The following is a 24,936-nucleotide window of genomic DNA, read 5'->3' on the forward strand; positions in this document are numbered from 1 at the left end:
TTCGCATGGAAACGCTGAACTTCAGACTATCTGCCCCGACGCGCGCCGGCGGCACCCGCGCGCAGGCGATCGTTGGCGTCGTCGCCTCCGGCAATCTCGAAGTGCTGCTGGAGCGTGCTTCGCCAGCCGACACCTGCATGATCGACATCACGACCGCGGCCCATGGCTTCGGCGCTGTGTGGGACGCCGTCGTTCGCGACTTCGTTGCCCGCCGGCCTGCTGGTGGCTTGCGCATCTCCATCAATGACGGCGGAGCCCGACCCGACACGGTCGCGCTGCGCCTCGCGCAAGGCATCCGCAAGATCGAGGAGCCGGAACGATGACGGTGGCCACAGCCAATAGGGTTACGCTGAGCTGGTATGAGGCGAGCGCCCGGCAGCGCATAGAAGCGCTGGTCGACGCGGGCAGCTTTGCCGAATTCATCGGTCCCGAGCAGCGCGAGATGAGCCCGCATCTGGCGATCTTCGACCTGCCGGAGCAGTTCGACGACGGCATCGTCATCGGCCGCGGTCGCCTGGATGGCTCGCCGGTGTTCGTCGCCGCACAGGAAGGACGCTTCATGGGCGGCGCCTTCGGTGAGGTCCACGGCGCCAAGCTCACCGGCCTCCTGCGCGCAGCTCGCACGCTCAAGCAAGATCTGCTGATCCTGTTCGACACGGGCGGCGTGCGGCTCCAGGAGGCCAATGCCGGCGAGCTTGCGATCGCCGAGATCATGCGCGCGATCATCGAGGCACGCCGCGGCGGCATCCACGTCGTCGGCCTGATCGGGGGGCGCGCCGGCTGCTATGGCGGCGGCAGCCTGATCGCGGGCACCTGCTCGCGGCTGATCATCTCCGAACAGGGGCGGCTCAGCGTCAGCGGCCCCGAGGTGATCGAAACCAACAAGGGGATCGAGGAATTCGACTCGCGCGACCGCGCGCTGGTCTGGCGCACGATGGGCGGCAAGCACCGCTATCTCATCGGCGGTGCCGATATCTTCGTCGACGACGAAGCGACGGCGTTTCGCGAGGCGGCCATTGACGCGATCAAAATAGCCAGACGATGCGACGCCGAGATTCTCGAGGCCGAGCAGAAGCGCCTCGAACGACGGCTGCAGCGCTTTGGCGAGGCCGAGGACGCCGTCGATATTTGGGAGACGCTCGGCATCGGGCAGCCGACCGAGATTCCCGCACTTTCGACCGGCGCATTTCTTCGCGCGGCAGCCAACAGGGAGAATGCCGATGACGCTCGATGACATCCTGGCCGGCCTATTCCCGAACGGCCGCAAGATCAAAACGACCGGCGCGATGATCGCGGGGGAGGCGACGCTGCCTGACGGCGGACCAATCCACGTGCTCGGCATCACGCAGGGGCAGCCGCTCGGCGTGGACGAAGCCATCGTGCTCGCGGGGCGGCTGGTCGAGATCGTCCAAACGAAGGACCGTGCGCCGATCCTGTTCCTGGTGGATTCCGCCAGCCAGCGCATGAGCAAGCGCGACGAACTGCTGGGCCTCAGCGAATATCTGTCGCATCTCGCCAAGGCCCTGCTGCTGGCGGAAGCCGAAGGACACCGCACCGTCGGCCTGCTCTATGGCGGCAGCGCCGCCGGCGCATTCATCGCCACCGCGCTTGCCACTGGCACGCTGGTGGCGCTGCCCGGCGCGCATCCCGCGGTGATGGATCTGCCGTCGATGGCCCGGGTCACCAAGCTTCCGATCGACGTCTTGAAAGCCAAGGCCGAAGCCACGCCGGTGTTCGCGCCCGGGCTCGACAACATGGTGCAGACCGGCGGCATTCACGCCGTCTGGGATGAACATGCGCCGCTGGCGCCGCAGCTTGCGGCCGTGCTGCAACGACCGCACGGACAGGATGATCGCGGCCAGATCGGTGCCCAACGTGGCGGCCGGCGGAAAGCGGCCGAACTTGCCGAGCGCGTTGTCGTCTCAGCCACTTCACATCAAGGAGCGCCAAATGGGTGAAGCTCTCGCGCGCCACAGCATGGTCAAGGTCACAGCCGCCGGCTGGACGGCCGTGATGAAGCGTTATCCGGAACTCGCCAGCGAGCCGATCGTCGCAGGCTGGGCACACGTCGGCCGTCCTCTCGTCGTTCGCCGACCGGCTTGCAGCGATACTGCAGGCCTCGTTCCGCTCGGCCTGCCGCTGCCGCCGAGCCATGGTAAACGTCGTATTGCGGTCTCGCTGGCCGCAGCCGATATCGTCGCGTTCGCTCAGCCTCCGTTGCTGGCCGACGCCGCGGCCGCGGCGCCGACCGCTTGGCGCGAGACGATTGAGAAACTCGTCGAACTCCTGCCGGAGACCCGCGCCTATGGCAGCCTTGCTTGGCAGCACCTCACCGGCCTGCCCTATCTTTCGGACGGCTCGGACCTCGATCTGCTGTGGCCTCTCTCGTCGGCCGACAAGACCGGAATTCTGTTGTCCGGCATCGCGCGGATCGCAAAGCAGTCGCCGATGCGGCTGGACGGTGAGATCACAGGTCCCGCCGGCGGGGTTCAATGGCGCGAACTGACCGGCACTGACGAAGACGAAGTGCTTGTGAAGAGCCCGGCAGGAGTGACCACCACGACTCGCGCGGCCTTCCTCACAGGTCATGTCTCATGACCATTGCGCTCAGATGGCAATCACAGCCGGGCGGCGCGCTTGATGCCGAGCAGCTCGGTCATCTTGCTTCGCTATGCCTGAAGCTGGAAGTAAAGACCTATCCGAAGCCCGGGCTTGTCAGCCATGTCGACAACGGTGCGCATCGCGACATGGACGCCGGGCTGTTGTGCCTGAGCGCTGAGACCTTGATGCCTTTCTTCAGCGATCTCGCCCTCGCGGGCGCCGCAGGTGCGGGCATGAACCGGCTGCGCGCCATCGGGGTTGCCGCGGAGCGCGCGATGATGGCTGCGACCTCCAGCGTCAACACCCATCGCGGCGCGATTTTCGGACTGGGCCTGCTCTGCGCCGCGGCCGGCTATCGGAATGCCGTCGGCATTTGCAAATCTCTTGGCCGGCTGGTTTCGGAGCGTTGGGGCGAGGACATCCTATCTGGCCCGGTATCGCTGCGCAGCCACGGCGCTGTGGCCGCGCGGCGCTATGGCGCCGGGGGCGCCAGGGGGGAAGCCGCCGACGGTTTCCCGTCTGTCTACGACATCGCCCTACCCGCGCTGCAGGCAGCGCGCGAGCTTGCACCTCATGACGAGGAAGCCGCTCGCGTTCAGACGTGCATGAGCTTGATTACTAGCGTCACCGACACCAACCTCCTGCATCGAGGCGGGCCCGAGGGACTGTGCTTCGCGCAAGCCAGCGCGTCAGCGTTCCTTTCCGCCGGCGGTGTTGGATCACCGGAATGGCGCAGGCGTGCCGCCGACATTCACCAAGCGTTCCTGACCCGCAATCTCAGTCCCGGCGGCTCCGCAGACCTGCTGGCCATGGCGCTATTCGTCGATCGGATAGATCGCGGATGTTAGCACTGCTCTGCGGCGGACAAGGTGCGCTTTCGGGCAAGATCTTTGATCTTGTCGCGGACCAGCCTGCCGCGGAGTCAATCTTCGCCGCGGCGACGGCTTGGCTCGGTGAGGACCCGCGGGAATTCGTTCGGACGCGCAACCCCGAGCAACTGTCCGAGAATTATGCCAGCCAGATCCTGACCGTCACATCGGCTCTCGCGACCCACGCCTGCATCGCTGACCTGTTGACCGAAGAGACCGCTGTCACCGGGTATAGCGTCGGCGAGATGGCGGCCTGGAGTATCGCGGGAATCTGGACTGCCGAAGAAGCGTTGCGGCTCACCAATATTCGTGCCCGGCTGATGGAGAACGCAGCGGGGCCCACCGGTCGCCTGGGTTACATCCGCGGGCTCGACCGGGCTACGATCGAACCTCTGCTTGCAAAGCACCGCTGCGAGATCGCGATCAGGAATCCGGACCTTCTTTTCGTGATCGGAGGCGTGGAGCGGGAGGTCATTGCGCTCTGCGACGAGGCTGCCCGGAAAGGAGCGCGAACGGGGCTTCTGGCCGTCAAAATCGCGTCGCATACGACAAGGCTCGCGCAGGCCTGCCAACCTCTGCAACAGGCACTCGATGTCAACAGGGACGCGGCCGTCGCAAACCATCGCGTCTTACTTGCCGGCGGTGACGGCGAACGCATCTTCTCGGTCGCGGGCGCGACGGTGAAGCTGGCAAACCAGGTCGCCCATCCTATTGATTGGGCGGCAACCCTGGACGCGCTTACAGAGCTGGGCGTCACCGAGGTATTAGACCTCGGGCCCGGACACGCGCTGGCGGAGATGATGCTAGCATCTCAGCCGGACATGCGCTGCTACGCCGCCGACGGCTTTCGCACGATCGAGGGCCTACGTAACTGGGTTGCTGCCGTATAGCAGGAGATCCGGAAGCGAGCCACGCTCGCGTGCGTTGCAAAGCAGGCCGGATCCACATGGGCCCGAACAGGACTACCAACCGATCGTCGCACGGGTACGGTACCTCCGACAGAAGATCCTGGTTGTTTTCTGCCCACCTCATCGCCTCAGCCCCCAGAGCACGATGCAAGAGCTGGCCAGCATCAGGATGCCAACCCACACGAAGCCGGTCGTCACCAGCATCTCTTGCCAGGCCGGCGCACCTCGACCCGCGGCTGTGATGGGTGAGAGTGCGGCTGTGCCGGTCACAGCGGCGAGCGTTGTCGTCGCCCAATTGCCGTATGTCCCCGCCACCAGCGCTGCAAACGTGCCGCGCTCAAGCTCGGCGGATAGTCGAACCTGCGTCCAACAGCACCCCAGCCCCAAAGGAAAGTCCCGTTCATGACGCCCTAGAGGTGCGCCGCAAGCCCACCCTCCTGTTCGAGAAGCTTTGTTCGGCCAAGCCGGTCAGCAACCCCAATAGGAACAGAACCATCCCGTGCCACAGCAGCCAACGTCCGATTGTCTGCACGCTTGGCCGTCTGCGATTTCGGGTTCCGGTATTTAACCTGCAGCCCCGACATCAAGCTTAATTCGCGACTTAGGTTGCCCCGGCCTCCGGCGACGCTAGGCTGAACACCGGACATTGCCCCCGTCCGGGTCCATCAATGGCGAAGTCGGCGCGCCATCACATTCGGCGCGTCGGTTTCGCGTTTTTGCTATGGATAGCGCGAGCCCCGTTTTGACGAATGATCCGGATGATCACCCGCTCGATTTAGTCGAGACACGAGGACAGATCACGGCGTTGCGCTCGCAACACTCTGACAATCGTCTCGTCACATCGCGATTGAACCGCTTCCTCGTCGAGATTCTTAGAGCCAAAAGATGCGGCGCACACTCGACATCTTCGGTCTGAATCCGCTCGGATGCTGCAAGCTGTCGAGGAAATGGTCTCACGCGGCCGATCCACGAAGCGGCCGAACGTAGTTAGGCCGCGGTTCAAGTAACACTAACGCACGGACGATCTTGCGTCGATCGGGCCCAGCGCCCATGCTGGATGCAGTCGCGAAGTGGTCCGCGTCTCGCGTAACGGCGCCTTCGCGGCGAGGGGTCGCCGCCGTCACAAGCGACGGCCCCGCCCATGATCAGCTCTAGTGACCGCGCCGCACTGCTCGGGGCACAAACGGCAGTCTCGGAGAAAACGACTTCGCGATCGCGAGAACTGCGGCTTCGTCAGTTTCGAGTGCGATCTTCTGGGCGAGCATCACATCGCCAACTGCCAACGCCCGTTCGGGGAGGAAGCACCACCCCACCTTAGGCTCCAGTTGTTCATCCAGCTCCAAAACATTACTCATCGTGCCCTGATAAATTCGGTATCGACGGCCAGTAAGAGAACCAGCGACTTCAAAAAAGCCATTGGCATCAAATTGCGCGCGCTGTTCTGGAGATAACCATTCCCGCAAAAGACGACGTGCACGCGCTTCCGGGCCATTTTGCTCGTTGAAGCTCCGATAAAGGGCACGCAGGGCACGTAGACGCGCGCCCTGGGCGACGTTACGTCCGAACAAAAACATCTTTGATGCTGGACGGTTCTAACCGCCGACTAAGTGCGGATAGAACAGCGTTTCATCCGCTGTTGGGTCAAATGACCGTATCAGCTTGAGATCGCCGGCCGGCGTCCGAGTGGCAGCGGTAAATCCCTGGGCGGTGAACTTCTTGAAGCGCCGCTCAGCCTCGGCGAGCCCCTTCGGGTCCTTTCGCTCAAAGAAATGTCTGCTGTCGCCTGTGCTGTCCATTACGATCTGGGTAGCCATGGAAGAGAACTCCGCGATCCCTAGCCTCTGATGAAAAACAAACCTCGCCCCGGTGAATAGTGTTCCTGCTCTCGGCAAATTTCGTTCTGCCGTCTTTTTAGTCGGGATCGTCTGGCTCGCTGAAATCGATGAGAACCTGATCCGCGACCTGAGGGCGGCACAACGGGCGAAGCTGGTCGCAAAGCGGAAGCCGGCTTATGAGGCGGTGCATCCGAGACGAAGAAGGGCGGCGACCGCAGATCAATCCGCCAAATTGGCGGTACGGGCAGCTTCGCAAAGGACACGGCAGAAAAGAGCGGAACACCGCTTCGTACGGTCGAGCGGATAGTACGCGCACTCGGAAGCTAGGCCCCGATCTCGGACCATGTTTCAACAAGTTGCGTACCAACCCTCGGGAAATGGAACGAGCAGCGAGGGGCCGTCCTCGTTGTTATCGTTTGCAGCTTCGGGCCTGCCGGTCGCTAGAGGCTCGGCGGCGAACTCTTCCACCTCAACGGCACTCGCCGCGTGACGCCCGGCGCACCTTAAATCGCTTTGCATGAACAAAACTCCCCACCGGGGTACGATCAAATTTGGAGCGTCTTCAAAGATTTTGATCAAAAGGTTACGGCGGCAAAATATCAGGTCTCCTTCCCAAGCGATAGGAGCGCGACCCTGTCCTTTTCGCATCCTTATCGTGCAGCGCCATCGGCGTTGCAGTGCAGCCAAGAGTCGCCCCTCATCGTTTGAGCAACGGGCGCTAGTCGCAACGGCGAAGCTCGCTCGCCACAGTCACGTCCATCTCAGACAGCGCACACACAATGTGGAAAGCCGCCCCCGTGATGCTTTGCGGCGGGAGGTGATCGGCCGTCACGACGTCGTCATGGAGCAGCTCGTAGGTAAGGTCATCTTCGTTCTCGAGCCCACTGTTTCGCGAGCACGTAGCACTTTTGAGCCTAGGCCAGAACCGGGGGCGCTTCTGCATGTCGTTCTCCTCAACCGCCTCAGCATTGCGCTCGACAGCCTGTGCGACCAGGTCCATCGCGCCGCGCTCTTCATCGGGCGAGCGCGACCATCCTCGGCCGGATCACGATCGGTCGCGGCTCGATGATCGGCGGCAACGTCTGGGTGACCCAGGATGTGCCGCCGAACAGCATCGTGACGCAGGCTACGGCCCGCAACAAACGGGGCTAGGCCGCTACGGGCGCCTTCCAGCGCATCAAGCGACGTTCCAGTGCCTCGAGGATCGCGTTGAAGACGAGGCCGATCACGGTGATGCCGAGGATGCCGAAATACATCTGCGGGATGAGGAAACTGTACTGGCTGTTGATGATGAGATAGCCGAGCCCGGACTTGGCACCGACCATCTCGGAAGCGACTAACACCAGCATCGCGGAAGCGCTTGCCAGCCGAATGCCGACGAAGATGGTTGGCAGCGACGCCGGCAGGATCACCTTACGGAACAATTGGCTTGGCGTCGCGCCCATCGTCCGCGCCGACTTGACCAGCAGCGGATCGACCTGACGGACGGCCGCGATGGTATTGAGCAGCAGCGGCCAGGCGCAGCTATAGACCACCATCGTGACCTTCGAGAGCTCGCCGATGCCGAGCAACAGGATGAACACCGGCAGCAGCGCCAGCGGCGCCGTGTTGCGCGCGATCTCGATGGTCTGGTTCAGCAGATCGCCAAGCCGGGCGTACCATCCCGTCAACACGCCGAGCGGCACCATCACAACGACAGCAATCAGGAATCCGCTCAGCGCCCGCAGCAAGCTTGCGCCGACGTCCTCATAGAGTTCACCGCTCTGCGCGAGCTGCCAACCCGCGGCGATCACCTCGGAGAACGGCGGCAGGAACGTTACGTCGATCAGACCCAACCGCGGCGCCGTCTCCCAAACGGTCAGGAACAGCACCAGCAGCAGCGATCGCTGCCCGATGGCACCGAACCATCGCGCGAAGTCGCCCGGCGCCGCGGTAAGCGCGCCGGCGCGTCGTGCGGCTCGGTCCTTCGGACTTCCCTCGGCCAGCTCCAGCAGCGTCAGCACCTCCAGATTAGACATGAGCCAATTCCTTCGGCTTTGCGACGCCCTCGCCGTCCGCTGCGGGGCCCTGAGCTCCTTGCGCCTTCAACACCTCGTCGCGCAGCAAGGACCAGACCTCATGCCGCACACGCCCGAACTGAGGCAACGAGCGGACGTCCTCGGTTTCGCTATGCAGTTCGTCGGGAATATCGACGATCTGCTTGATGCGGCCAGGACGCGAAGTCATCACCGCCACGCGCTGGCCAGGACGACGGCTTCGTCGATGCCATGCGTGATGAACAGGATGGTCTTTCCGGTGCTGCGCCAGATCCGCAACAGCTCGCCTTGCAGCGTCTCGCGCGTCTGCGCGTCGAGCGCCGCGAACGGCTCGTCCATCAGCAGCACCCCGGGATCGTAGGCGAGGCTTCGCGCGATCGCGACGCGCTGCTTCATGCCGCCCGAGAGCTCGTGCGGATAGCGGTCGGCAAAGCCGGACAGCCCGACCAGATCGAGATAGTGCAGCGCCTTCTCCCGCCGCGCCCTGGCCTTCAGGCCGGCGATGTCGAGTCCGAACTCGACATTCTGCGCGGCCGTCCGCCAAGGAAACAGCGCGTATTGCTGGAACACGATGCCCCGGTCGCGCGCCGGTCCGTTGATGGCCTTGCCGTCGAGCAGGATCCGCCCGCTGCTCGGCAGCGAAAGGCCGCCGAGCAGGTCCAGCAAGGTCGACTTGCCGCAGCCGCTCGGCCCGACCAGCGCAAGGAACTCGCCGGGCCGGACATCCAGCGTGATGTCGTCCAGCGCGGTGAAGCGTTGCGCCGGCCCGCCATCCTTGCCCCGGACCAGGAAGTCCTTCCGTACATGCTCGAATCTGATCTTGATCGTAGTCATTTCGCCTCCGCGGTCTTGCCGGGGCGGAAATAGTTGAACTCGTTGGTGTAGAGATCAGACGGCTTGAGCTGGTCCGGCTTCAAGAGACCATCCTTGACCAGCCAGTCGACCCACACCTGCAGCTCGGAATCGCCGATCACGCCGCCCTTGGTCGCAACACCCGTGCTCTTCCAGTACTTGATCGGTGTGGCGTCCTCGTTCCGCTTGCGATCGGCGATGATGCGCTCGAAACGGGCGCGAACTTCCTCCGGCGGCGTCGTCTGCGCCCAGGCGATGGCACGCGACACGCCCTCGACCAGCCTGCGCGAGGTGTTGGGATTGTCCTTGATGAACTTGTCCCTCAGCACGTAGGACCCGCCGGTGAAGTTTCCGAAGATGTCAGTATCGGCAAACAGCCTGCGGATGCCGCCGCGTTCGAGCGCCTTGTCGCGCAACACGCCGTTGAGCGTGGCCACCTCGACCTGTCCCTGCCGCAACACCTGCTCGCCGGTGACGGGCGGGATCGCGACCAGCGTCACCTGCTTCGCATCCGCCGGCGTAAGGCCGTTACGAGCCAAGTATTCGCGCAGCACGAATTCGAGATGTGCACCGAGCGTGTTGACCGCGACCTTCTTGCCGATCAGGTCCCGCGCGGTCTTGATCGGGCTGTCATCCTTCACGTAATAGCCGTTGTAGGTGTTGTCATCCGACCCGTAGTAGCCGACCACCGCCTTGATCGGCGCCTTGGCCGCGATCAGCTTGATGATCGCGCCATAGAACGCGCCGCCGATGTCGATATCGCCGGTCACCACCGTCTGGATGTCCTGCGGACCGCTGATGGTGTTGCCGATCCATTTCAGCTTGAGCGGCGCGAGATAGCCGAGGTCATCGGCCAGCTCGATAAACGTGACTTGGCCGGCCCAGCCTTGATAGCGGACCTCGGTCCTTTCGAGCTGCGGCTCGGCCATGGCGCTGCCGACGAGCCCTATCAGCCCGAGGGCGGCGAGGCCAAGTTGCCGCCCTCTTGCACGCAGACCGGCAACCAGGCGACGCAACGCAGAGATAGCGATTTCCATTGTATTCACTCCTCGCTCGTTTCAGGCGGCCTTCGCCTGTGGCTTGGTCGACTTGACGCGAGTGACGCTGTTGCGGCCGTCGATGCTGACCGGCACTTCACCGTCGATGGTTGCGCGCCGGACGACGCGATGCTGGTCGCCGTAATCGTTGACCGCGTAGTGCTGGGTGGCTCGGTTGTCCCAAATCACCACGTCTCCTTGGCGCCAGCTCCAGCGCACCGTATTCTCGGGCGCAGTGATGTGGGACTGGAACAGGTCGAATAGCTTCTGGCTGTCGTACTTCGGCAGGCCGACGAAGCGCTGGACGAAATTGCCAAGCACCAGCGTCCGTTCTCCGGTCTCGGGATGGACGCGAACGACGGGATGCTCGGTCTCGTAGATCGTACCGGTGAAGACCTCCTCGAAGTGCTTCCTGTCGGCTTCGCTCGCGCGGGTCTTGACGGCGTAGTCATAGGCGTTGCTGTGCACCGCCCAGAGTTCGTCCGCGAGCTTGCGCAGCGGCGCCGGTAGATCGAGATAGGATGCCGCGGTGTTTGACCAGATCGTATCGCCGCCGAACTCGGGGATCACGACGCCGCGCAGCACGGAGATCTTCGGATAGGCGTCGACGAAGGTCACATCGGTGTGCCACTGGTCGGCGCGGCCGCCGCCGCGTCCGGAATCGAGCTCCAGGATCGACGCCGTTCCCTTGGTCGCGCCGACCGTCGGGTGCGGAACCAGTTTGCCGAGCCTCACGGCAAAACTCTCCTGCCCCGCATCGTCGAGATGGTTCTGGTCGCGGAAGAAGACAACCTTGTGCTCAAGCAAAACCTGGTTGATGGCCGCGATCGTCCGGTCCGGCAGATCGCCTGAGAGCGTGATATTCCTGATCTCCGCGCCGATACGCGCCGACCGCTTGACGATATCCGCGCGCGGAATGACGTTGTCGATGGTGATTGCGTCCGTCATGTCATTTTCCCAAGACCGCGATCCCATTTGGACAAGGCTCCGCCGTTCGCCGATCGCTGATGCGATGGCGGAGTAAATACACAGCTGATGGTCGTGATCGATCCTCTTGCAGTATCGCCGTCTGCTCTGGCGGCAATCGGGTCTGGCGGCATCTTCCCCGAGAGACGGCATCGATGCAGCCTCTCGCTCAGTCACAGGATGCTAACTCAAGACTTTCGGAAATAGCTTCCAAAGTTAGACGAAGGTGGAAAATAGTTGCACGCACCCGCACGACGTATCCGATTGATATCTGCGCTTTCTGCTATTCAGCCGCGGCGACGCTTTGCCTGCGCCACACCGCAGGCGCGTAGAGTGCAGGTTCGAAATCGTCGGCGATCGGCGCATTGATGCGGGCCTCATGCGAGGCAAGATCGTCCAGAAAGAGATCCCTGCTGATTCGCGCGACGACGGCCGGGATATCCCGCTTGAAGCTCGGGACGTCTCCGATCGGCAAGCCGAAGCTCACGAACGCCGCAGGGTTGAAGACGTGGATGTTACGGAGACAGGGCGCGCGGCCGGGCGCCTTCTCGAGGAATTCGTGCCCCGACCCGAGATAGGGATGTGCGCTCAGGGTTTCGTCCTGCTCGTCCGCAGAAGGCTAAAATCGATCAGGGTGACCTTGCCGATGCCGGCACGACGCAACGCAAAGGCGAACGCGCTTCCGGATTGCCCGCCGCCGATGATGGCGACGTTGTGATCGATCCCCTGACGGTCAGGGCTCCAGTTCTGCGGATCGGGTCCAATCAGGCGCAAGGTCTCGCGTCCCGCAGTGTCGACATCGGACTGAAACATGTTCGCACCTCGAATTTTCAGCAACAAATGCGGTCAAATCGTAGAAGCGAACGATACTCAGTCAATGAAATGGAATCGGCTTTGTTTTTCAACCCGCACAACGAACCCATCGCCGGGCTACGGCGTGTTGAAAGATTTGCGTAGCGTCGTGGAGCAAGCCAGAGACCGGGGCGAGACGCTCGGCATGCGCTGGGGCATCCAATCGAGACGATCGGTTTGCAACATCATTTCTTCGAGGGATACGCGCCGCTAGATTCATGCTCGCATCACACCGAACATCGCAATTCAATTTCATCGACATTCCTCGTTCCGACAACATAAACTTCGTCCAATCAAGCCGTCTCGTCGGCCCGTTGGAGATTTGAGAAGCACGATGTCGACCTCCGGCGTCATCAGCCTTGAACGAGACACACCCGAGCTTGCTCGCACCTATGAGCAGGCCGGCATCCTCCAATTTCATCACGGTAAATTCCTCGTCGGCCCGCTCGCATTGAAGGCCGGGAATCACGTGCTCGATATCGGTGCCGGTACGGGCCGCCTTACCGAATTCGTCGCAGAACTTGTCGGCCCTGACGGCCGTGTGACCGGCATCGATCCTCTCGAGAACCGTATTGCCATCGCGCGTCTCCGCGCGTCGAAGACGTTGACATTCGCGGTCGGCCGCGCCGAAGACCTTTCGCGCTTTGAACCTGCGGACTTCGATGCCGTCTATCTCAACAGCGTGTTCCATTGGATCGCGGACAAGCGGCGAGCCCTGCACGAAATCCACCGCGTTCTCAAGCCGGGCGGCCGGATCGGGTTGAACATTCAGGACCCGACCAAACCTCACGAGTCCCGCACCGTGCTTCTGCAGGCGATCGAACAGGCTGGGTTCGCCGAGAGGAGTGGTGAAGCGCACCGGGTCCTCGGAGCCACCGACGACGAGCTCAAAATGCTCTTCGTTGAGGCTGGTCTCGTCGATTACCGAAGCGACCTGCGTTCACTGGTCGATTTGCATGACGACGTGAGTTCGGCGCTCGCATGGTCCGAGGCTAGCGCATTCGGTAACTTCCTCGGCGGCTTTTCCACAGCGGAACGGGAAGCGATCGAGCGCGCCTTTGCTGGCTTGGTCGAGGCGAAGCGCACCCCGGAGGGCCTCCGCCCGGAGCGATATCTGCGCTTCGCGTTCGCTCGAAAGCCGGAGCCACGGGATTCCTCTCCGGGTCTTTAATCGTTCAAGTCTCACCATTGGCCATCGCATCGGGACAAACGAACCATGAGCAACCAACGCCAGCTTGTTCTCAATCTCTTCATCTATCCGGGCGGCCATCACGAAGCCGCGTGGCGCTATAAGGGATCTGAACCAGACCGCATCCTCGACATCACCCATTATCAGGAGCTGGCGCAACGGGCCGAAGCGAGCAAATTCGACGCCATCTTCTTTGCCGACGGGCCGGCGCTGGCCGACAACGTTCGGTACGCCCAGCGCCTTCGTTTCGAACCAATCACCTGGCTCGCAGCGATTGCCGCCGTCACGAGCCGTATCGGGCTGATCGCGACGGCGTCAACGACCTATACCGAGCCGTACAATCTGGCACGGCTGTTTGCGTCTCTCGACCATCTCAGCCGGGGTCGCGCCGGCTGGAACATCGTCACCACCGGTGCGCAGCAGGCCGCACAGAACTTTGGGTTGCCTGAACATCCGCCTCACCACGAGCGCTATGAGCGCGCCCGCGAATATCTCGACGTGATCTCCCGGCTGTGGGATAGCTGGGAGGATGACGCGCTCGTCAACGATCCGGCTTCTGGCATCTTCGCCGACACCAGCAAGATCCACACGCTCGACCATATCGGCAAGCATTTTCGCGTTCGTGGCCCGCTGAACATCTCGCGGGCGCCGCAGGGACGGCCGGTCTACGTACAGGCCGGCTCTTCCGACGACGGCCGCGCGTTCGCCGCCCGGTTCGCGGAGGCAATTTTCACGGCGCATCAGACACTGGAGTCCGCGACGGCGTTCTATGCCGACATCAAGCGCCAGGCCCGCACCTTCGATCGCAGTCCCGACGAGATCAAGATCCTGCCCGGCATCAGCCCCTTCATCGGCAGCACGCAGGCTGAAGCCGATCGACTTCAGGACGAATTCAACGAGCTGATCCAGCCCGAATTCTCCCTGACGCAGCTGCGTCAGATGATCGGCCTCGACCTCACCGGCTACGATCTCGATGGCCCGGTTCCCCGGGATCTCATCGACACAGCGAGCGCGCGCGGAGTCGCAAGCCGCTTCAAGCTCGTGGTCGATATCGTCGACCGCGAGAAGCCGACCATTCGCCAGCTGGTGCAGCGCCTCGCCGGCGCGCGCGGCCACTGGGTCATTGCCGGCACGCCGGAGAAGATCGCGGACAACATCCAGACCTGGTTCGAGGGCGGCGCGGCCGATGGCTTCAATGTTATGCCGCCATGGCTGTCCGGCGGCTTCGATACCTTCGCCGAGCAGGTCATCCCGATCCTGCGCAAGCGCGGCCTGTTCCGCGAGGACTACACCGGCACGACCTTGCGCGAGCACTACGGACTCGCGCGGCCGGCCAGCGTCTACTCCAGCGCAGTCAAGGCGATTGCCTGAGACTGTTTCCGCACCCACATCCAGACTCCCGAACGGTAAGCAGACATGAAGACGGCGTTGTTTCTCCTCTCCAGCCTTTTGGCCATTTTCCTCCTCGCCGCCGGGTCCTATGTCGATTTCTCAACAGGTGCTGAAGCCAACAACGCCGTGTTCAAGTCCGAGATCGACTCCATCCTGATTCGTACAGTCGTGTCGGCCTTCTTGCTATTAACGATCGGGCTGGCCAACTATTTCATTCTAAATCGACGCGACCGATAATAAGGTCCGGTTCTACGCGAAGGGCGGCCGACCGCGTCAACCGACGCAATCCCAAGGACCGAGTGTTGGAGAGTCGGCAGAAATGGGCGGTCGTTCGCCAAGGGCTAGTAAGTTCAGGTTGCGGGAGCAAACACGGTTTCTTGCGATTGATCGACAGTATAATTCCGCGACGGATTGCGTGGCGTAAATGTCTTCCGCTCGCCGGTTGCAACGTCAGGCGACAGAAACGACGTTTACTGGGTGCCGGACGAGGATTTCGCGCAAAGTCTGTAGCGCATCGGAGAGTGCGACAACATCTTTTGGTGCGCCAAGGCAGATGCGGGTTGCGCCGGGGTCGCCGTCATTAACCGCGAATGCGATGCGTGGGGTTACGAGTATGCCGCGGCCGCGGGCCGCGGCGGCAAATTGATCTGCGGACCACTCCCGCGGCAATGGCAACCATGCATAGAAAGCCGGGCACTGAAGCTTGGCGGCTTTTGGAAAAACGTCCAGGAACACCCGGTAACGCTCAAGCGCCTGCAGGCGCCGCTCACGCAGAAGATGTTCAAGCTTGCCGCTCTCGATCAGCCGCACCACCACCTCGCTCAGCATCGGAGCTACGAACCAGGCGGAGGCGTGCATAAGGAGCTCGGTTTGAGAAATGTGGTCGGTCGGGACCGTCAATGTTCCGAGCCGGAAGGCGGGAGCAAGGCACTTGGAGTAGGAGGTGATGTAGAAGGTGCGGCTCGGTGCCAAGGAGGCGATCGGCACCGGACGCTCGGTGAAGAAAAAGCCGTAAACATCATCCTCTATCACGGCGAGATCGAGCTCTTCGGCCACTTCGGCGATGCGCCGCCGGCGGGCGAGACTCATCGTACGAGCCGTGGGGCTCTGTAACGTCGGCATGCAGTAGAGCACCCGCGCCCCGGACGTGCGATAGGCCTCTTTTAGCGCCTCCGGCTTGATGCCCTCGTCGTCCATCTCGACTGGTACCAAGTTGAGGTGGCTGGCCGCCGCGATCGCTTTGAAGCCGGAATAGGTGAAGGTATCGACCAGGATATTGTCGCCCGGCTTTGCTACCAAGCGAAGGGCAATGTCGATGGCGTGCTGAGCGCCGTTGCACAGGAACAGCTGAGTCGGGTTGACGGTCAGCTTGCTATCCGACATCGAAGCAGCGATGATTTCGCGATGCTGCCAAATGCCCCCATGGGGATGGTAGCGGAGCAACGGTGCAAGATCAGCCTCGCGCATCACCTCACTGAACGTCTGTGAGAGGATCTGGGTCTCGCCGCCCTCGACGGGTACGTTCAAGGCCAAATTGATCGGCTCATCTCTAGGTGGCGGCTCGGCTCGGGCGGCGGAACGGCGCCGGACGAACGTACCCTGCCCGACATGACCGCTGACGATACCGCGTTGTTCGGCCTCCTGATAGGCTTTGCTCACAGTCCCGACGGAGAGACTAAGCTCACGTGCCAGGTCACGGTGCGGCGGCAGACGATCGCCGTCCGATAGCCGGCCATCGGCGATGTCCTGCTCAAGAGCATTGACCAAGGCTAGATAGCGCGGTCCCTCGGAAGCGAGCTGCCGAGGTCGCCAGGCGGAAAGTGGCCCGTCCAAGCTCACGTCTCGCGCTCCTTTTCCTTTCGGTCCCATCGGATGCTAGACATGAAGATGGCCGACATATTTTCTGACAGTGTAGGACTCCAGACCCTCGATGCCGCCCTCGCGGCCCCAGCCACTGTCGCCGATTCCGCCGAATGGCGTCTCGGGTATCGTCACCACCATCTGGTTGATGCCGATGACGCCGACCTCCATCTCCTCCGCTATGCGATTGGCAGTCGCGGCGCAGCGGGTGAAGGCATATCCGGCCAGACCGTAGGGCAATGCATTCGCCCGTGCGATGGCCTGTTCTAGGTCATCAACAGGTTGTACCAGCGCAAGCGGGCCGAACGGCTCTTCTCTCATAGCCCGCGCCCGGTCCGGCATATCCGCCAGGATCGTGGGTCGATACATCAGACCCGTCCCCTTCAGTCGTTCACCTCCGACCACAAGGCGCGCCGAGTGGGACAAGGCGTCGGAGATCAGGTCGTCCATGGCAGCGACACGGCGCGTGTTGGCGACGGGCCCCACTGTGGTGCCCGCCTGCAGGCCATCACCGACAACCTGCTTCTCCACGAAGGCACGAGCGTGTTCGAGGTACTCTTCGTAGACCGGCTGTTCCACGAAAAACCGTGTCGGCGAAGTGCAAACCTGGCCAGTGTTGCGCAGCTTGATGGTCATGGAGAGCTCCGCCGCGCGCTGTACGTCGGCGTCTTTCGCGACGATCACCAGTGCATGGCCGCCCAGCTCCATTGTGGCGAGGGTCAGGGTCTCTCCTGCAAGCCGAGCGAGGTGACGTCCCACGGGTGTTGATCCCGTGAACGAGATTTTGCGGATGATGGGGGAACGCAGGAGATATTCGGAGACTTTTGCCGGGATGCCGAAAACCACGTTCAGCACGCCTTTGGGGAGCCCTGCGTCGGTGAGCGCCCGCGCGATCTCCAGCGTGGTCCCCGGCGTTTCCTCAGCTGGCTTGATGATGCAAGTGCATCCGGCGGCAAGAGCGGGGGCGATTTTGCGCGCGGGCGTTACTGCCGGGAAGTTCCAGGGCGTGAAGCAAGCGACGGGGCCGACCGGCTCCTGCGTGACCGTCTGGCGCATATCGGGCAGGCGCGCCGGGATCACTCGCCCATAGCTGCGCCGCCCCTCTTCCGCGAACCAGTCAAAAAACTCTGCCGCGGCGGTGATCTCACCCTTCGCTTCCGCGAGGGTCTTACCTTCCTCCAAGGTCAGCACAGTGGCGATATGGTCTAAACGCTCTCGCATCAGGCCGGCCGCGCGGCGCAAGATCTGCCCCCGCTCATAAGGCGAGGTGCGCCTCCAGCTTTCGAAGACCCGGTTTGCCGCCGTGAGTGCGCGGTCTAGTTCTTCCGTCGCCGCGTGCGGCAGCTTACCAAGAGGCTGCTCCGTCGCCGGGTTGAGAACGGTCTCGCTTCCAGCATTGGTTTCCTCGATCCACTCACCATCGATGAGGAGTGCCAGTTTCGTATACATCTTCGATTCCTTAGACGGATATGTTGCGCTCAGGCGCGAGTGAACGAGAGTACGATTGGACCGAGCCCCATCTGTCGAGGCGGCACTGATGTGAACCGTCTCTGCTCTCAAAGTAAGTGGGCTCTGCGACCGACGTTGATTTCCCCAGTGGCAGGATTGGACCGGCCTTCTTAGGCCTTAGCCCAGCGTGTAAGACCGGCCTCGGAAATGATCTTCGCGATGGCCGCCTTCTGTTCGTCTGCCAAGGGCAGCAGCGGCAGCCGCGGTCACCCGCGCTCCGACCGAGCTGGCTCATGGTCTCTTTGATGGCCGCGTAATAGGATCCGGACTGGAAGCAGCGATAGAAGGCGAAGACGTCGCGGCCGAGATCATCCAATCCCTTGTCACCGCTGAGAGCCTTGTCCCAGTAGTCGCGGATCAAGGGCCCTGCGATTTGATGCGCCATGGCGACAACGCCGTGGGCACCAACGGCGCGGGCGGGTACGATCATTGTCTCGTAACCGACGAAGACACGAAGTCTGTTCCCGACACGCTGCACAAGTTCAGTCACTTGAGTAATGACGCCGGAGCTATCCTTGATCGCGACCACCGTTGGCAGTGCGGAGAGCTGCTCCACAAGGGCTGGCGTGATGTCGACGCCGGCGCGCCGCGGGCTGTTGTAGAGCATCAGCGGCAGTGACGTGTTACGGGAGATGTGTTCGAAGAAGGTCACGATCTCACGCGGACTCGGCATGGCGTAGATAGGTGGCAGGATCATGCCCCCCGCGCACCCCGCTGCCACGGCCGATTGGCACGCTTCAAGCACGTCCTCGACACGCAAATCGGCGACGCCCGCCAGCACGGGAACACGGCCGCCCACATGGTCAACGGTCAGCTTGTAGAGACGCGCGCGCTCGGCCTTGGTGAGCGCATAAAATTCTCCGGTGCTGCCGGCCGCCACGACGCCCTGCGCGCCATTGGCGATCGCATCGTCAATGAGCGCCTTATATCTGGTCTCATCAATCGAGCCATTGACGCCGAAGGGAGTGACGAGCACGGGGAAGATACCGCCCCAGTTCACGTTGGTCATAATCTACTGTCCTATGCTGGAGATGTGGTTGAAGGTGCGGCCGCCTGCGAAGTGAGGGGGCCGAGAAGACGGGCCTGCTCAGTGAACCGGCCGACGAAGGCAGCGAGCCTCGGGTTTGCGTTCGAAAGCAGGAGTTCACGCGGAGCTCCGCTGGCTGCAACGACTCCTTGGTCCATGAAGACCACCCGATCGGCTAGCTCATAGGCGAAGCCGATTTCATGGGTGACGATCACCATGGTCATTCCTTCGGCGGCGAGCTGGCGGATCGCGGCGAGCACCTCGCCAACTAGTTCTGGGTCCAGCGCCGAGGTCGGCTCGTCGAAAAGCATGATGGTGGGCTGCATAGCGAGCGCCCTGGCGATGGCAACGCGCTGCTGCTGACCGCCCGATAATTGCGAAGGATATTTGTGCCCGGCCTCGGGAAGACCCATACGGGTGAGGAGCTCGCGACCCCGAGCCTCGGCTTCGGCGCGCGACACTTTCTTCACCACCACTGGGGCTTCAATGATGTTCTCTAGCGCCGTACGGTGGGGGAACAGGTTAAAGCTCTGGAACACCATTCCGGTTTTGACGCGCGCGGCGCTGACCTGCCGGCCAGAGAGCTTCAGCCGCTCGGCCCCGGAGCGACGGAAGAGAGGCGCCCCCTCGATGACGATCTCGCCCTGGTCTGGCTCCATCAACAGGTTCATGCATCGCAGCAGCGAGGTTTTGCCCGAGCCGCTCGCGCCAATCAGGCAGACCACCTCTCCGCGATGGACGTCGAGATCGACGCCGCGAAGTACATGGTTTTTACCATAGGACTTCTCGATGCCCCGAACGCTCAGTGCGATTTCGGCGGATGTCACGGTCATCACGCGGCCTCCTTGCGCTCGAAGCGGCGAGAAAGAGCGCTGAGGGGGAACAGCAAGAGGATAAAGACGGCGCCGATCGCGGTGTAGACCTCCATTGGCCGGTAGGTGAAGCTCGCGATGTAGCCTGCCTGATAAAGCAGATCAGGGATGGTGAGCACCGAGAGCAGCGTCGTATTTTTGAGCTGCATGATAGTCTGGCCCATCAGCGGCGGCACCATGCGGCGGAGTGCCTGCGGCAGGATGATCCGCTTCATGCGCTGCACGTACCCCATTCCCAAGGCGATTGCGGCGTCAGTCTGGCCACGGTCGATCGACTGGACGCCAGCGCGCAGGATCTCGGCATAGAAGCCGCTGGCATAGAATCCGAGACCCAGAATGCCCGCAGTTTCTTTTCCGATCTGGATCTGAAGAAAGATTGGCAGGGCATAATAGGTCCACATCAGCAGCACGAGCAGCGGGATGTTGCGGAAGAACTCGACCCAGACACGGCCGGTCCACCGCAAAATCAGCCATGGGGTGAGCTGAAGCAGCGCCACAAAGAGGCCGATCGCGAGCCCGATGGCGCAGGTGTAGATCGTGTATTTCAGAGTGACGAGCAGCCCGTAGGCCAGAATGTCCCAATTCGCGAAGACGATGGAGGGATCGAATTTCATGGCACTCTCCATCAATTGGGAAGAAACCCGGCTGGCAGCGGATCGTCCGTTTCCAGCACGAGCGTGGAGAATCCCGTTATATGAGCCATGCCCCGCACCTCCGGGATCACCGCGGGCTGGCCATCATGCCCTCTGCCCAACTCCGCGATCTTGGCCTCAAAGGGCACGCCAAGAATGTTCTCCGCTCGGTAGTGCGCGCCCACAGCCAGCTGCCCGCGGGCGTGAAGCTGGGCCAATCGGGCGGAGGTCCCGGTGCCGCAAGGCGAACGGTCGAACTTATTGCCGGCCAAAATCACCAGATGGCGGCCGCCACCCGTAATCGACTGATAAAACAGAACGCTGTCAACCTGCGGCACTCCGCTTTGATTCAGCGCTTCCTTGATTCCCAACCCCACACGGCACCAGCGGCTGGCGTGATCAATGCTGAACGGAAGATCGAGTTTATCAGCGTCGACCAATGCGTAGGTAATCCCGCTGTAAGCAATATCGCAGGTCACCGTGCCGAGACCTTCGACCTCGGAAACAACATCGGAGGCGAGCACGAAAGAGGGCACGTTGCGCAACAAGACGGACGTGAGCTGGCCGGCTTCGAACGTGCCGGTCACACGGACGATACCCGCCGGGGTCTCGATCGACATGCCGTCTTGTTCAAAGCCCTGCGGCAGAGCTCCCGTTGCAGCCAGACTGGCGATGTAGCCGATCGTGGCGTGCCCGCACATGTCGGCGTAGACGTAGGAGAAGATGAAAAACAGCCCCTGGTCCGCCTCACGGGAAGCCACGGGCACGGCCGCAGCCATGGCGGCATGCCCGCGCGGCTCATGGAGCAGTAACGTTCTCAAGCCGTCATGATTGTTACGGAAATCGTCCCGCTGCTCGCGGACGCTGTCCCCGCGCAACGCAGGGATGCCTGCCATGACTGTTCGGGTGGGATGGCCTGCGGTGTGGCTGTCGATGACTGTGAAGAGACGGCTCGTACGCATGGCGTCAGCAATACTTGCCGGACTGGGGAACCACTTTCATGTCGATGCCGCGCTCGAGCATGTAACGAGTGATGCGCGAGCAAGCGAGGCCGAGGGAATTCTGCTGCGACATCCAATTGGCCAGGAAGTTGGAGAAGCCCTCGTTTCCGGCTTCGCGGCGGATACCGATCGTCGCAGGGTTGCGCAGGATCGGTGTCGGTACCACGGCCTTGCCGACGCCCTTGGAGTCGAGAAGGGCCGCATCCTGGTCGGCAATGATCATCGCATCGATTTTGCCTGACTGTAGCTCGAGTACCGCCTGGTCGCGCGTGGGCACCACGACGATGGTGGAGTTCGGGATCACGGATTCGGCGATGACTTGCATTGTGCCGCCCTTCTGCACGGCGATGCGCACTTCCTTCTTGTCCATCTCGCGCCAGGTCTTGGGCGTAAAGCCAGGACGCGCGACCAGCGCCCAGATGCCCTCGACGATGGAGCCCGGCACATAATCGATGACGAGGCCACGGCGAGGGTTCGGATTTAGCGCCACGGCAAGGTCGATTTTACCCGCCTGAAAGTCGGCAGCGAGGTTGCCCCAGGTCGTCTCATAATATTCGACTTGAACGCCGAGCAGTGTCGCGATGTCCTTGCCCCAGTCGACGAAAAATCCGGACCATTCGCCCGTGCGCGGATCCTTGATGTAGCCTGGCTCTTCCGCAACCATGACCGGAAATTTGAGCTTGCCACTCGCCTTGATGCGGTCGAGCACCAGGGAGGGGTTTTCGGCGCGCGCCGGCTTGGAAGCCGGCCCGCACAGCGCGACCGCACCAATCACAGCAGCGATGATCGTACAGATCCAACGGCTCATCGGGGCCTCCTCGCATTGAACTAGGTCAATTTACTGATTGAACCATAACATAACTGTTTGGCCGCGCAAGGTTAAACTTGCGCGGCTTACTGGTTATCGCAGGCGGTATGGCGCGCTCGAAATACGTAGTGCGCGGCCGGCGACGAGGTCGGAGATGATAGCCGCAGTCATGGGGGCTCCGCTGATGCCCATGTGACCATGACCAGTGGCGAACAAGATGGACGCGTGCTTGGGATGGGCGCCGATGATCGGGAGGCTGTCTGGCGTCGATGGTCTTACGCCCATCCAGTCATTCACCTGGCTGATGGATATGTCCGGGAGCATTGTGCGGGCGTAGGCTTGCAGCTTCTTGTTCTGCTTCGCATCACGCGGCGCATCGGGCGCATCGAATTCGGCGATGCCGACGATGCGCAGTCCTGCGTCGAGGGGCGTTGCAACGAAGGCTGCCGCTGCGTCGGTGACCGGGCGGCTGATGGCGCCGAACGTCCCCGGCATCGTAATGTGATAGCCACGCTCGCTGGCCAGCCACAGGGAAACTCCCAGGGAGCGGGCCAGATCGCGGCTAGTGATACCCGCTGCGATAACGACGGTGTCGTAGCGGTGGGGCCCGGCACTGGTCTGCAGCGTTACACCTTCCGTGCTCGGCTCTACGGCCTCAACCCGCGCGGCCTGAATTGAAACGCCAAGCGCAGCGGCTCGCTCCATCAGACCCTCCACGAGGGCCAGAGGGGAAGTCACATGGCCACTGTTTGGAAAGTATATCCCGCGTTTGTAGTCGCGGGATAAAGCTGGCTCCAATTCGCGAAGCTGGTCGGCGCTCAGCCTCTCAAAGGTCACGCCATGCTTCGTCCGCAGATTGTCCACTCGCTCATCTAGCGCGCTTGGCGTTAGGTCGCGCCACACGTGGAGCGCACCGTTCGGCCGGAATAATCGTCTCCAATCGGTGTGGCCGAGCATGTCGTGATAAAGCACGGCACACGGTTGGTTGAGAGCGTGCAAAGCCGTATACGCCGCCTCCCAAGCCTCCGGGCGCCCCGTACGCAGGAAGCGGACGAGCCAAGGTAGGGTGCGAGGTAACTCCCGAGGGGCCAAGCGCACCGGACCATCAGCGTCAGCAAACCAGCGCATCGCCCGCCACATGACACCGGGATGCGCCATGGGGAGAGCCGATCCCGCATTGTATTGTGCGCCGTTGCCCCAAGAGCAGCCATGGCCGATGCGCCCCGCCTCGACCACGGTGACGTTGTGCCCTTCCCGCGCCAGCATGAGCGCGCAACTTACGCCGACCACGCCCCCACCTATAACCGCGACGGCACGCGATTCAGCCATGTAACATCTCCTGTTCGAACCAAGTCGCGAGCGAGACCGGTCGCGCCTCGATCGGACAGAGTGCTCTCTCTGCCCTTCAGTTGACATGGTTCATTAGTTCCGATTGCTGCCTTATTGACATATAACAATCACAAGCAGTGGAGGGAATCAATCATCTTCTTTGCTCCGTTAGCGGACTTTCGGCCCCCGCTCGCCTGCAAAGCAACGGCGGGGCTGCTGATTTGGCGACGCCTGCATCAGCCATAGTCAAACGCCGTGTGTCCTTACCGACGGCTTGTCTATAAAGCTCGCGCCGGGTCAGTTCGGAGGCCTTCGTACGCGGCAACTCGCAGGCTTTCTGCGACTTCCGCGAAGGTGTCGATGCTGCGTTCCGAGAGCGCACGAGACGGCTTCCTGTGCCCATTGATAGATGGCCGCAGCGAACGTCTCCGTTGGGCTAGATAAGCAGCGCCGCGTAACGTGATCGTTCTCCGAGTGTGGGCGTCAAAGGGCATTTCGATTCGACGGAGCTGAAATTTCTGTGCTTTGAGAGACTGTCCGCAAGCTGCTCCGGCCGGAAGGCTCTTCGTGTAAGTACCTCGTAAGCAGATGAACAGTAAGCGAGCCGTTAGCGCCACGTGCGCCGGGTAGCGAGGGCTGTTCTTTGAAAACTCGCTGAGTTGAAGATTTCCAACACTTGAACTTCGAAGACAGGTCGGGCCAGGCGAAAAGAGATGCACACGTAGTTCAGCTGAGTAGAGCGGGCTCCTGCAAAGGTCGAGAGGCCACACGTTTGGGTCGTATCGAATGCGCAATTATGATTGCTCGTGAGCGAGGCAAACGCATTTGAGCGTGGCATAGAGGCGGTCACCAATGCAGTCGAATTTCAGCGCCCTTACTTTTGTTGGTCGACGTGATCGCCAATGAAGCCGCTTGACCAACGTCAGCTACGTTGGGCTGCGATGACGCAATCGATCGCGATCTTCACTAGAGGCGAAGATAGCGACAAGCAACCGACTTTCAAAGCACGCGCATGGCGCGTGGTTGATGGCCCGAATGATTCTCTCTGTCATGCGGAGCTCTTCATTCGGCAAAATCATTGCTGACGGAGGAAAGAGTGCGGACCAAGAGAATGGATCGAGCTCTCAATCGAAGAAGGCAGGTCTGTTCGCGTCAGCTGCGAATGCGAAGGCTGCTTCAACGTCACTCTCGATAGTTCTACCTCGCGACAGCGGAGGTATGAGCTGCACCCGGTTCTGTTGACACCGGCTTAAGCTAATCCGACCTTCCGTTCGAACTCCATAGGGCTCAGATATCCGATCGTCGAATGCCTTCGCTTCGGATTGTAGAAGCGCTCGATGTAGTCGAACACGTCGGCCTTG

Annotated in this window: 24 protein-coding genes and 3 pseudogenes; 10 read left to right on the forward strand and 17 right to left on the reverse strand. The window is 62.0% G+C overall.

What is annotated here, in order from left to right:
• Positions 1-5 precede the first annotated feature (5 nt).
• Genes mdcC through IVB48_RS07350 form a run of 6 tightly spaced genes read left to right on the forward strand, consistent with a single transcriptional unit; the run spans position 6 to position 4,360 of the window.
• Positions 6-323 (forward strand): malonate decarboxylase acyl carrier protein, encoded by a 318-nt coding sequence (gene mdcC, locus IVB48_RS07325; protein ID WP_247398971.1) that lies wholly within the window; start codon positions 6-8, stop codon positions 321-323.
• Entirely contained in the window at positions 320-1,234 is a 915-nt protein-coding gene (locus tag IVB48_RS07330; protein ID WP_247398973.1) for a biotin-independent malonate decarboxylase subunit beta, read from the forward strand. Before mdcC ends, IVB48_RS07330 begins: the two co-directional genes overlap by 4 nt.
• On the forward strand, positions 1,221-1,958 hold the full coding sequence (gene mdcE, locus IVB48_RS07335; RefSeq protein WP_247398976.1) for a biotin-independent malonate decarboxylase subunit gamma: 738 nt from the start codon (positions 1,221-1,223) through the stop codon (positions 1,956-1,958). The genes IVB48_RS07330 and mdcE overlap by 14 nt, the downstream gene beginning before the upstream one ends.
• Positions 1,951-2,598: a malonate decarboxylase holo-[acyl-carrier-protein] synthase gene (gene mdcG, locus IVB48_RS07340; protein WP_247398978.1), complete on the forward strand. Its 648-nt coding sequence runs from the start codon at positions 1,951-1,953 to the stop codon at positions 2,596-2,598. The genes mdcE and mdcG overlap by 8 nt, the downstream gene beginning before the upstream one ends.
• Positions 2,595-3,449 carry a triphosphoribosyl-dephospho-CoA synthase MdcB gene (gene mdcB / locus IVB48_RS07345; protein WP_247398981.1) on the forward strand — a complete coding sequence of 285 codons (855 nt, stop codon included), beginning with the start codon at positions 2,595-2,597 and terminating at the stop codon, positions 3,447-3,449. Before mdcG ends, mdcB begins: the two co-directional genes overlap by 4 nt.
• The gene (locus IVB48_RS07350) at positions 3,443-4,360 is read left to right on the forward strand and encodes an acyltransferase domain-containing protein (RefSeq protein ID WP_247398984.1); all 918 of its coding nucleotides are present in this window, start codon (positions 3,443-3,445) and stop codon (positions 4,358-4,360) included. The genes mdcB and IVB48_RS07350 overlap by 7 nt, the downstream gene beginning before the upstream one ends.
• Before the next feature lie 1,169 nt (positions 4,361-5,529).
• On the opposite strand, the gene IVB48_RS07355 is transcribed toward IVB48_RS07350, so the two are convergent.
• Positions 5,530-5,952, reverse strand: coding sequence for a hypothetical protein (locus tag IVB48_RS07355; RefSeq protein WP_247298874.1), 423 nt, complete (start codon positions 5,950-5,952; stop codon positions 5,530-5,532).
• Between the two features lie 18 nt (positions 5,953-5,970).
• Positions 5,971-6,192 carry a hypothetical protein gene (locus IVB48_RS07360; RefSeq protein ID WP_247298876.1) on the reverse strand — a complete coding sequence of 74 codons (222 nt, stop codon included), beginning with the start codon at positions 6,190-6,192 and terminating at the stop codon, positions 5,971-5,973.
• A gap of 1,041 nt (positions 6,193-7,233) precedes the next feature.
• On the opposite strand from IVB48_RS07360, the pseudogene IVB48_RS07365 reads away from it, so the two are divergent.
• Positions 7,234-7,365, forward strand: a pseudogene (locus IVB48_RS07365) (serine acetyltransferase); the annotation flags it as partial.
• On the opposite strand, the gene IVB48_RS07370 reads toward IVB48_RS07365, so the two are convergent.
• From IVB48_RS07370 to IVB48_RS07395, 6 genes and pseudogenes are all read right to left on the reverse strand, one after another.
• Positions 7,362-8,231 (reverse strand): ABC transporter permease, encoded by an 870-nt coding sequence (locus tag IVB48_RS07370; protein ID WP_247398987.1) that lies wholly within the window; start codon positions 8,229-8,231, stop codon positions 7,362-7,364. The pseudogene IVB48_RS07365 and the gene IVB48_RS07370 overlap by 4 nt on opposite strands.
• Positions 8,224-9,083 (reverse strand): annotated as a pseudogene (locus IVB48_RS07375) (ABC transporter ATP-binding protein). The gene IVB48_RS07370 and the pseudogene IVB48_RS07375 overlap by 8 nt, the downstream one beginning before the upstream one ends.
• Positions 9,080-10,138, reverse strand: a complete 1,059-nt coding sequence (locus IVB48_RS07380; protein ID WP_247398990.1) for an ABC transporter substrate-binding protein — start codon at positions 10,136-10,138, stop codon at positions 9,080-9,082. Before IVB48_RS07380 ends, IVB48_RS07375 begins: the two are co-directional and overlap by 4 nt.
• A gap of 21 nt (positions 10,139-10,159) precedes the next feature.
• A complete protein-coding gene (locus IVB48_RS07385) occupies positions 10,160-11,086 on the reverse strand; it encodes a TauD/TfdA family dioxygenase (protein ID WP_247398993.1) in 927 nt (308 codons plus the stop codon).
• Between the two features lie 301 nt (positions 11,087-11,387).
• Positions 11,388-11,579, reverse strand: coding sequence for a hypothetical protein (locus IVB48_RS07390; RefSeq protein ID WP_247398995.1), 192 nt, complete (start codon positions 11,577-11,579; stop codon positions 11,388-11,390).
• Between the two features lie 113 nt (positions 11,580-11,692).
• Positions 11,693-11,917: a hypothetical protein gene (locus IVB48_RS07395; RefSeq protein WP_247398998.1), complete on the reverse strand. Its 225-nt coding sequence runs from the start codon at positions 11,915-11,917 to the stop codon at positions 11,693-11,695.
• Between the two features lie 373 nt (positions 11,918-12,290).
• Between IVB48_RS07395 and IVB48_RS07400 the strand changes: the two genes are divergently transcribed.
• From IVB48_RS07400 to IVB48_RS07410, 3 genes are read left to right on the forward strand one after another with little or no spacing between them, the layout of a single operon-like run.
• Positions 12,291-13,127: a class I SAM-dependent methyltransferase gene (locus tag IVB48_RS07400; protein WP_247399001.1), complete on the forward strand. Its 837-nt coding sequence runs from the start codon at positions 12,291-12,293 to the stop codon at positions 13,125-13,127.
• 45 nt (positions 13,128-13,172) lie between these two features.
• Positions 13,173-14,516 carry an LLM class flavin-dependent oxidoreductase gene (locus IVB48_RS07405; protein WP_247399004.1) on the forward strand — a complete coding sequence of 448 codons (1,344 nt, stop codon included), beginning with the start codon at positions 13,173-13,175 and terminating at the stop codon, positions 14,514-14,516.
• Between the two features lie 45 nt (positions 14,517-14,561).
• Positions 14,562-14,774, forward strand: coding sequence for a hypothetical protein (locus IVB48_RS07410; RefSeq protein ID WP_247360241.1), 213 nt, complete (start codon positions 14,562-14,564; stop codon positions 14,772-14,774).
• A gap of 213 nt (positions 14,775-14,987) precedes the next feature.
• Here the strand turns inward: IVB48_RS07410 and IVB48_RS07415 are convergent, their stop codons facing one another.
• From IVB48_RS07415 to IVB48_RS07455, 9 genes and pseudogenes are all read right to left on the reverse strand, one after another.
• Positions 14,988-16,406, reverse strand: a complete 1,419-nt coding sequence (locus tag IVB48_RS07415; protein WP_247399007.1) for a PLP-dependent aminotransferase family protein — start codon at positions 16,404-16,406, stop codon at positions 14,988-14,990.
• A 6-nt stretch (positions 16,407-16,412) separates the two neighbouring features.
• Complete coding sequence (locus IVB48_RS07420; RefSeq protein ID WP_247399010.1) at positions 16,413-17,846, reverse strand: NAD-dependent succinate-semialdehyde dehydrogenase; 1,434 nt, start codon at positions 17,844-17,846, stop codon at positions 16,413-16,415.
• A 170-nt stretch (positions 17,847-18,016) separates the two neighbouring features.
• A pseudogene (locus IVB48_RS07425) lies at positions 18,017-18,915 on the reverse strand (dihydrodipicolinate synthase family protein).
• Between the two features lie 11 nt (positions 18,916-18,926).
• Positions 18,927-19,766 carry an amino acid ABC transporter ATP-binding protein gene (locus IVB48_RS07430; protein ID WP_247399012.1) on the reverse strand — a complete coding sequence of 280 codons (840 nt, stop codon included), beginning with the start codon at positions 19,764-19,766 and terminating at the stop codon, positions 18,927-18,929.
• Entirely contained in the window at positions 19,766-20,419 is a 654-nt protein-coding gene (locus IVB48_RS07435; protein ID WP_247360248.1) for an amino acid ABC transporter permease, read from the reverse strand. The genes IVB48_RS07430 and IVB48_RS07435 overlap by 1 nt, the downstream gene beginning before the upstream one ends.
• An 11-nt stretch (positions 20,420-20,430) precedes the next feature.
• A complete protein-coding gene (locus IVB48_RS07440) occupies positions 20,431-21,399 on the reverse strand; it encodes a proline racemase family protein (protein ID WP_256468874.1) in 969 nt (322 codons plus the stop codon).
• A gap of 4 nt (positions 21,400-21,403) precedes the next feature.
• Positions 21,404-22,246, reverse strand: a complete 843-nt coding sequence (locus tag IVB48_RS07445; protein WP_247399017.1) for a transporter substrate-binding domain-containing protein — start codon at positions 22,244-22,246, stop codon at positions 21,404-21,406.
• Between the two features lie 93 nt (positions 22,247-22,339).
• Entirely contained in the window at positions 22,340-23,662 is a 1,323-nt protein-coding gene (locus tag IVB48_RS07450; RefSeq protein ID WP_346658971.1) for an FAD-dependent oxidoreductase, read from the reverse strand.
• A 1,162-nt stretch (positions 23,663-24,824) separates the two neighbouring features.
• The coding region (locus IVB48_RS07455) for an IS3 family transposase (RefSeq protein ID WP_247399029.1) at positions 24,825-24,936 on the reverse strand (112 nt) is incomplete at its 5' end.

The sequence above is a fragment of the Bradyrhizobium sp. 76 genome (assembly GCF_023073025.1).
Classification (GTDB): Bacteria; Pseudomonadota; Alphaproteobacteria; order Rhizobiales; family Xanthobacteraceae; genus Bradyrhizobium.

Excerpts from the sequence above, each read along its gene's own strand:
- IVB48_RS07405 (WP_247399004.1), top strand. The coding sequence starts at position 13,173 with ATGAGCAACCAACGCCAGCTTGTTCTCAATCTCTTCATCTATCCGGGC.
- IVB48_RS07395 (WP_247398998.1), bottom strand. The coding sequence starts at position 11,917 with ATGTTTCAGTCCGATGTCGACACTGCGGGACGCGAGACCTTGCGCCTG.
- IVB48_RS07420 (WP_247399010.1), bottom strand. The coding sequence starts at position 17,846 with ATGTATACGAAACTGGCACTCCTCATCGATGGTGAGTGGATCGAGGAA.
- mdcC (WP_247398971.1), top strand. The coding sequence starts at position 6 with ATGGAAACGCTGAACTTCAGACTATCTGCCCCGACGCGCGCCGGCGGC.
- IVB48_RS07440 (WP_256468874.1), bottom strand. The coding sequence starts at position 21,399 with ATGCGTACGAGCCGTCTCTTCACAGTCATCGACAGCCACACCGCAGGC.
- IVB48_RS07355 (WP_247298874.1), bottom strand. The coding sequence starts at position 5,952 with ATGTTTTTGTTCGGACGTAACGTCGCCCAGGGCGCGCGTCTACGTGCC.
- IVB48_RS07435 (WP_247360248.1), bottom strand. The coding sequence starts at position 20,419 with ATGAAATTCGATCCCTCCATCGTCTTCGCGAATTGGGACATTCTGGCC.
- IVB48_RS07450 (WP_346658971.1), bottom strand. The coding sequence starts at position 23,662 with ATGTCAACTGAAGGGCAGAGAGAGCACTCTGTCCGATCGAGGCGCGAC.
- IVB48_RS07415 (WP_247399007.1), bottom strand. The coding sequence starts at position 16,406 with ATGGGACCGAAAGGAAAAGGAGCGCGAGACGTGAGCTTGGACGGGCCA.
- IVB48_RS07350 (WP_247398984.1), top strand. The coding sequence starts at position 3,443 with ATGTTAGCACTGCTCTGCGGCGGACAAGGTGCGCTTTCGGGCAAGATC.
- mdcB (WP_247398981.1), top strand. The coding sequence starts at position 2,595 with ATGACCATTGCGCTCAGATGGCAATCACAGCCGGGCGGCGCGCTTGAT.
- mdcG (WP_247398978.1), top strand. The coding sequence starts at position 1,951 with ATGGGTGAAGCTCTCGCGCGCCACAGCATGGTCAAGGTCACAGCCGCC.
- mdcE (WP_247398976.1), top strand. The coding sequence starts at position 1,221 with ATGACGCTCGATGACATCCTGGCCGGCCTATTCCCGAACGGCCGCAAG.
- IVB48_RS07445 (WP_247399017.1), bottom strand. The coding sequence starts at position 22,246 with ATGAGCCGTTGGATCTGTACGATCATCGCTGCTGTGATTGGTGCGGTC.
- IVB48_RS07410 (WP_247360241.1), top strand. The coding sequence starts at position 14,562 with ATGAAGACGGCGTTGTTTCTCCTCTCCAGCCTTTTGGCCATTTTCCTC.
- IVB48_RS07370 (WP_247398987.1), bottom strand. The coding sequence starts at position 8,231 with ATGTCTAATCTGGAGGTGCTGACGCTGCTGGAGCTGGCCGAGGGAAGT.
- IVB48_RS07330 (WP_247398973.1), top strand. The coding sequence starts at position 320 with ATGACGGTGGCCACAGCCAATAGGGTTACGCTGAGCTGGTATGAGGCG.
- IVB48_RS07430 (WP_247399012.1), bottom strand. The coding sequence starts at position 19,766 with ATGACCGTGACATCCGCCGAAATCGCACTGAGCGTTCGGGGCATCGAG.
- IVB48_RS07360 (WP_247298876.1), bottom strand. The coding sequence starts at position 6,192 with ATGGCTACCCAGATCGTAATGGACAGCACAGGCGACAGCAGACATTTC.
- IVB48_RS07385 (WP_247398993.1), bottom strand. The coding sequence starts at position 11,086 with ATGACGGACGCAATCACCATCGACAACGTCATTCCGCGCGCGGATATC.
- IVB48_RS07380 (WP_247398990.1), bottom strand. The coding sequence starts at position 10,138 with ATGGAAATCGCTATCTCTGCGTTGCGTCGCCTGGTTGCCGGTCTGCGT.
- IVB48_RS07400 (WP_247399001.1), top strand. The coding sequence starts at position 12,291 with ATGTCGACCTCCGGCGTCATCAGCCTTGAACGAGACACACCCGAGCTT.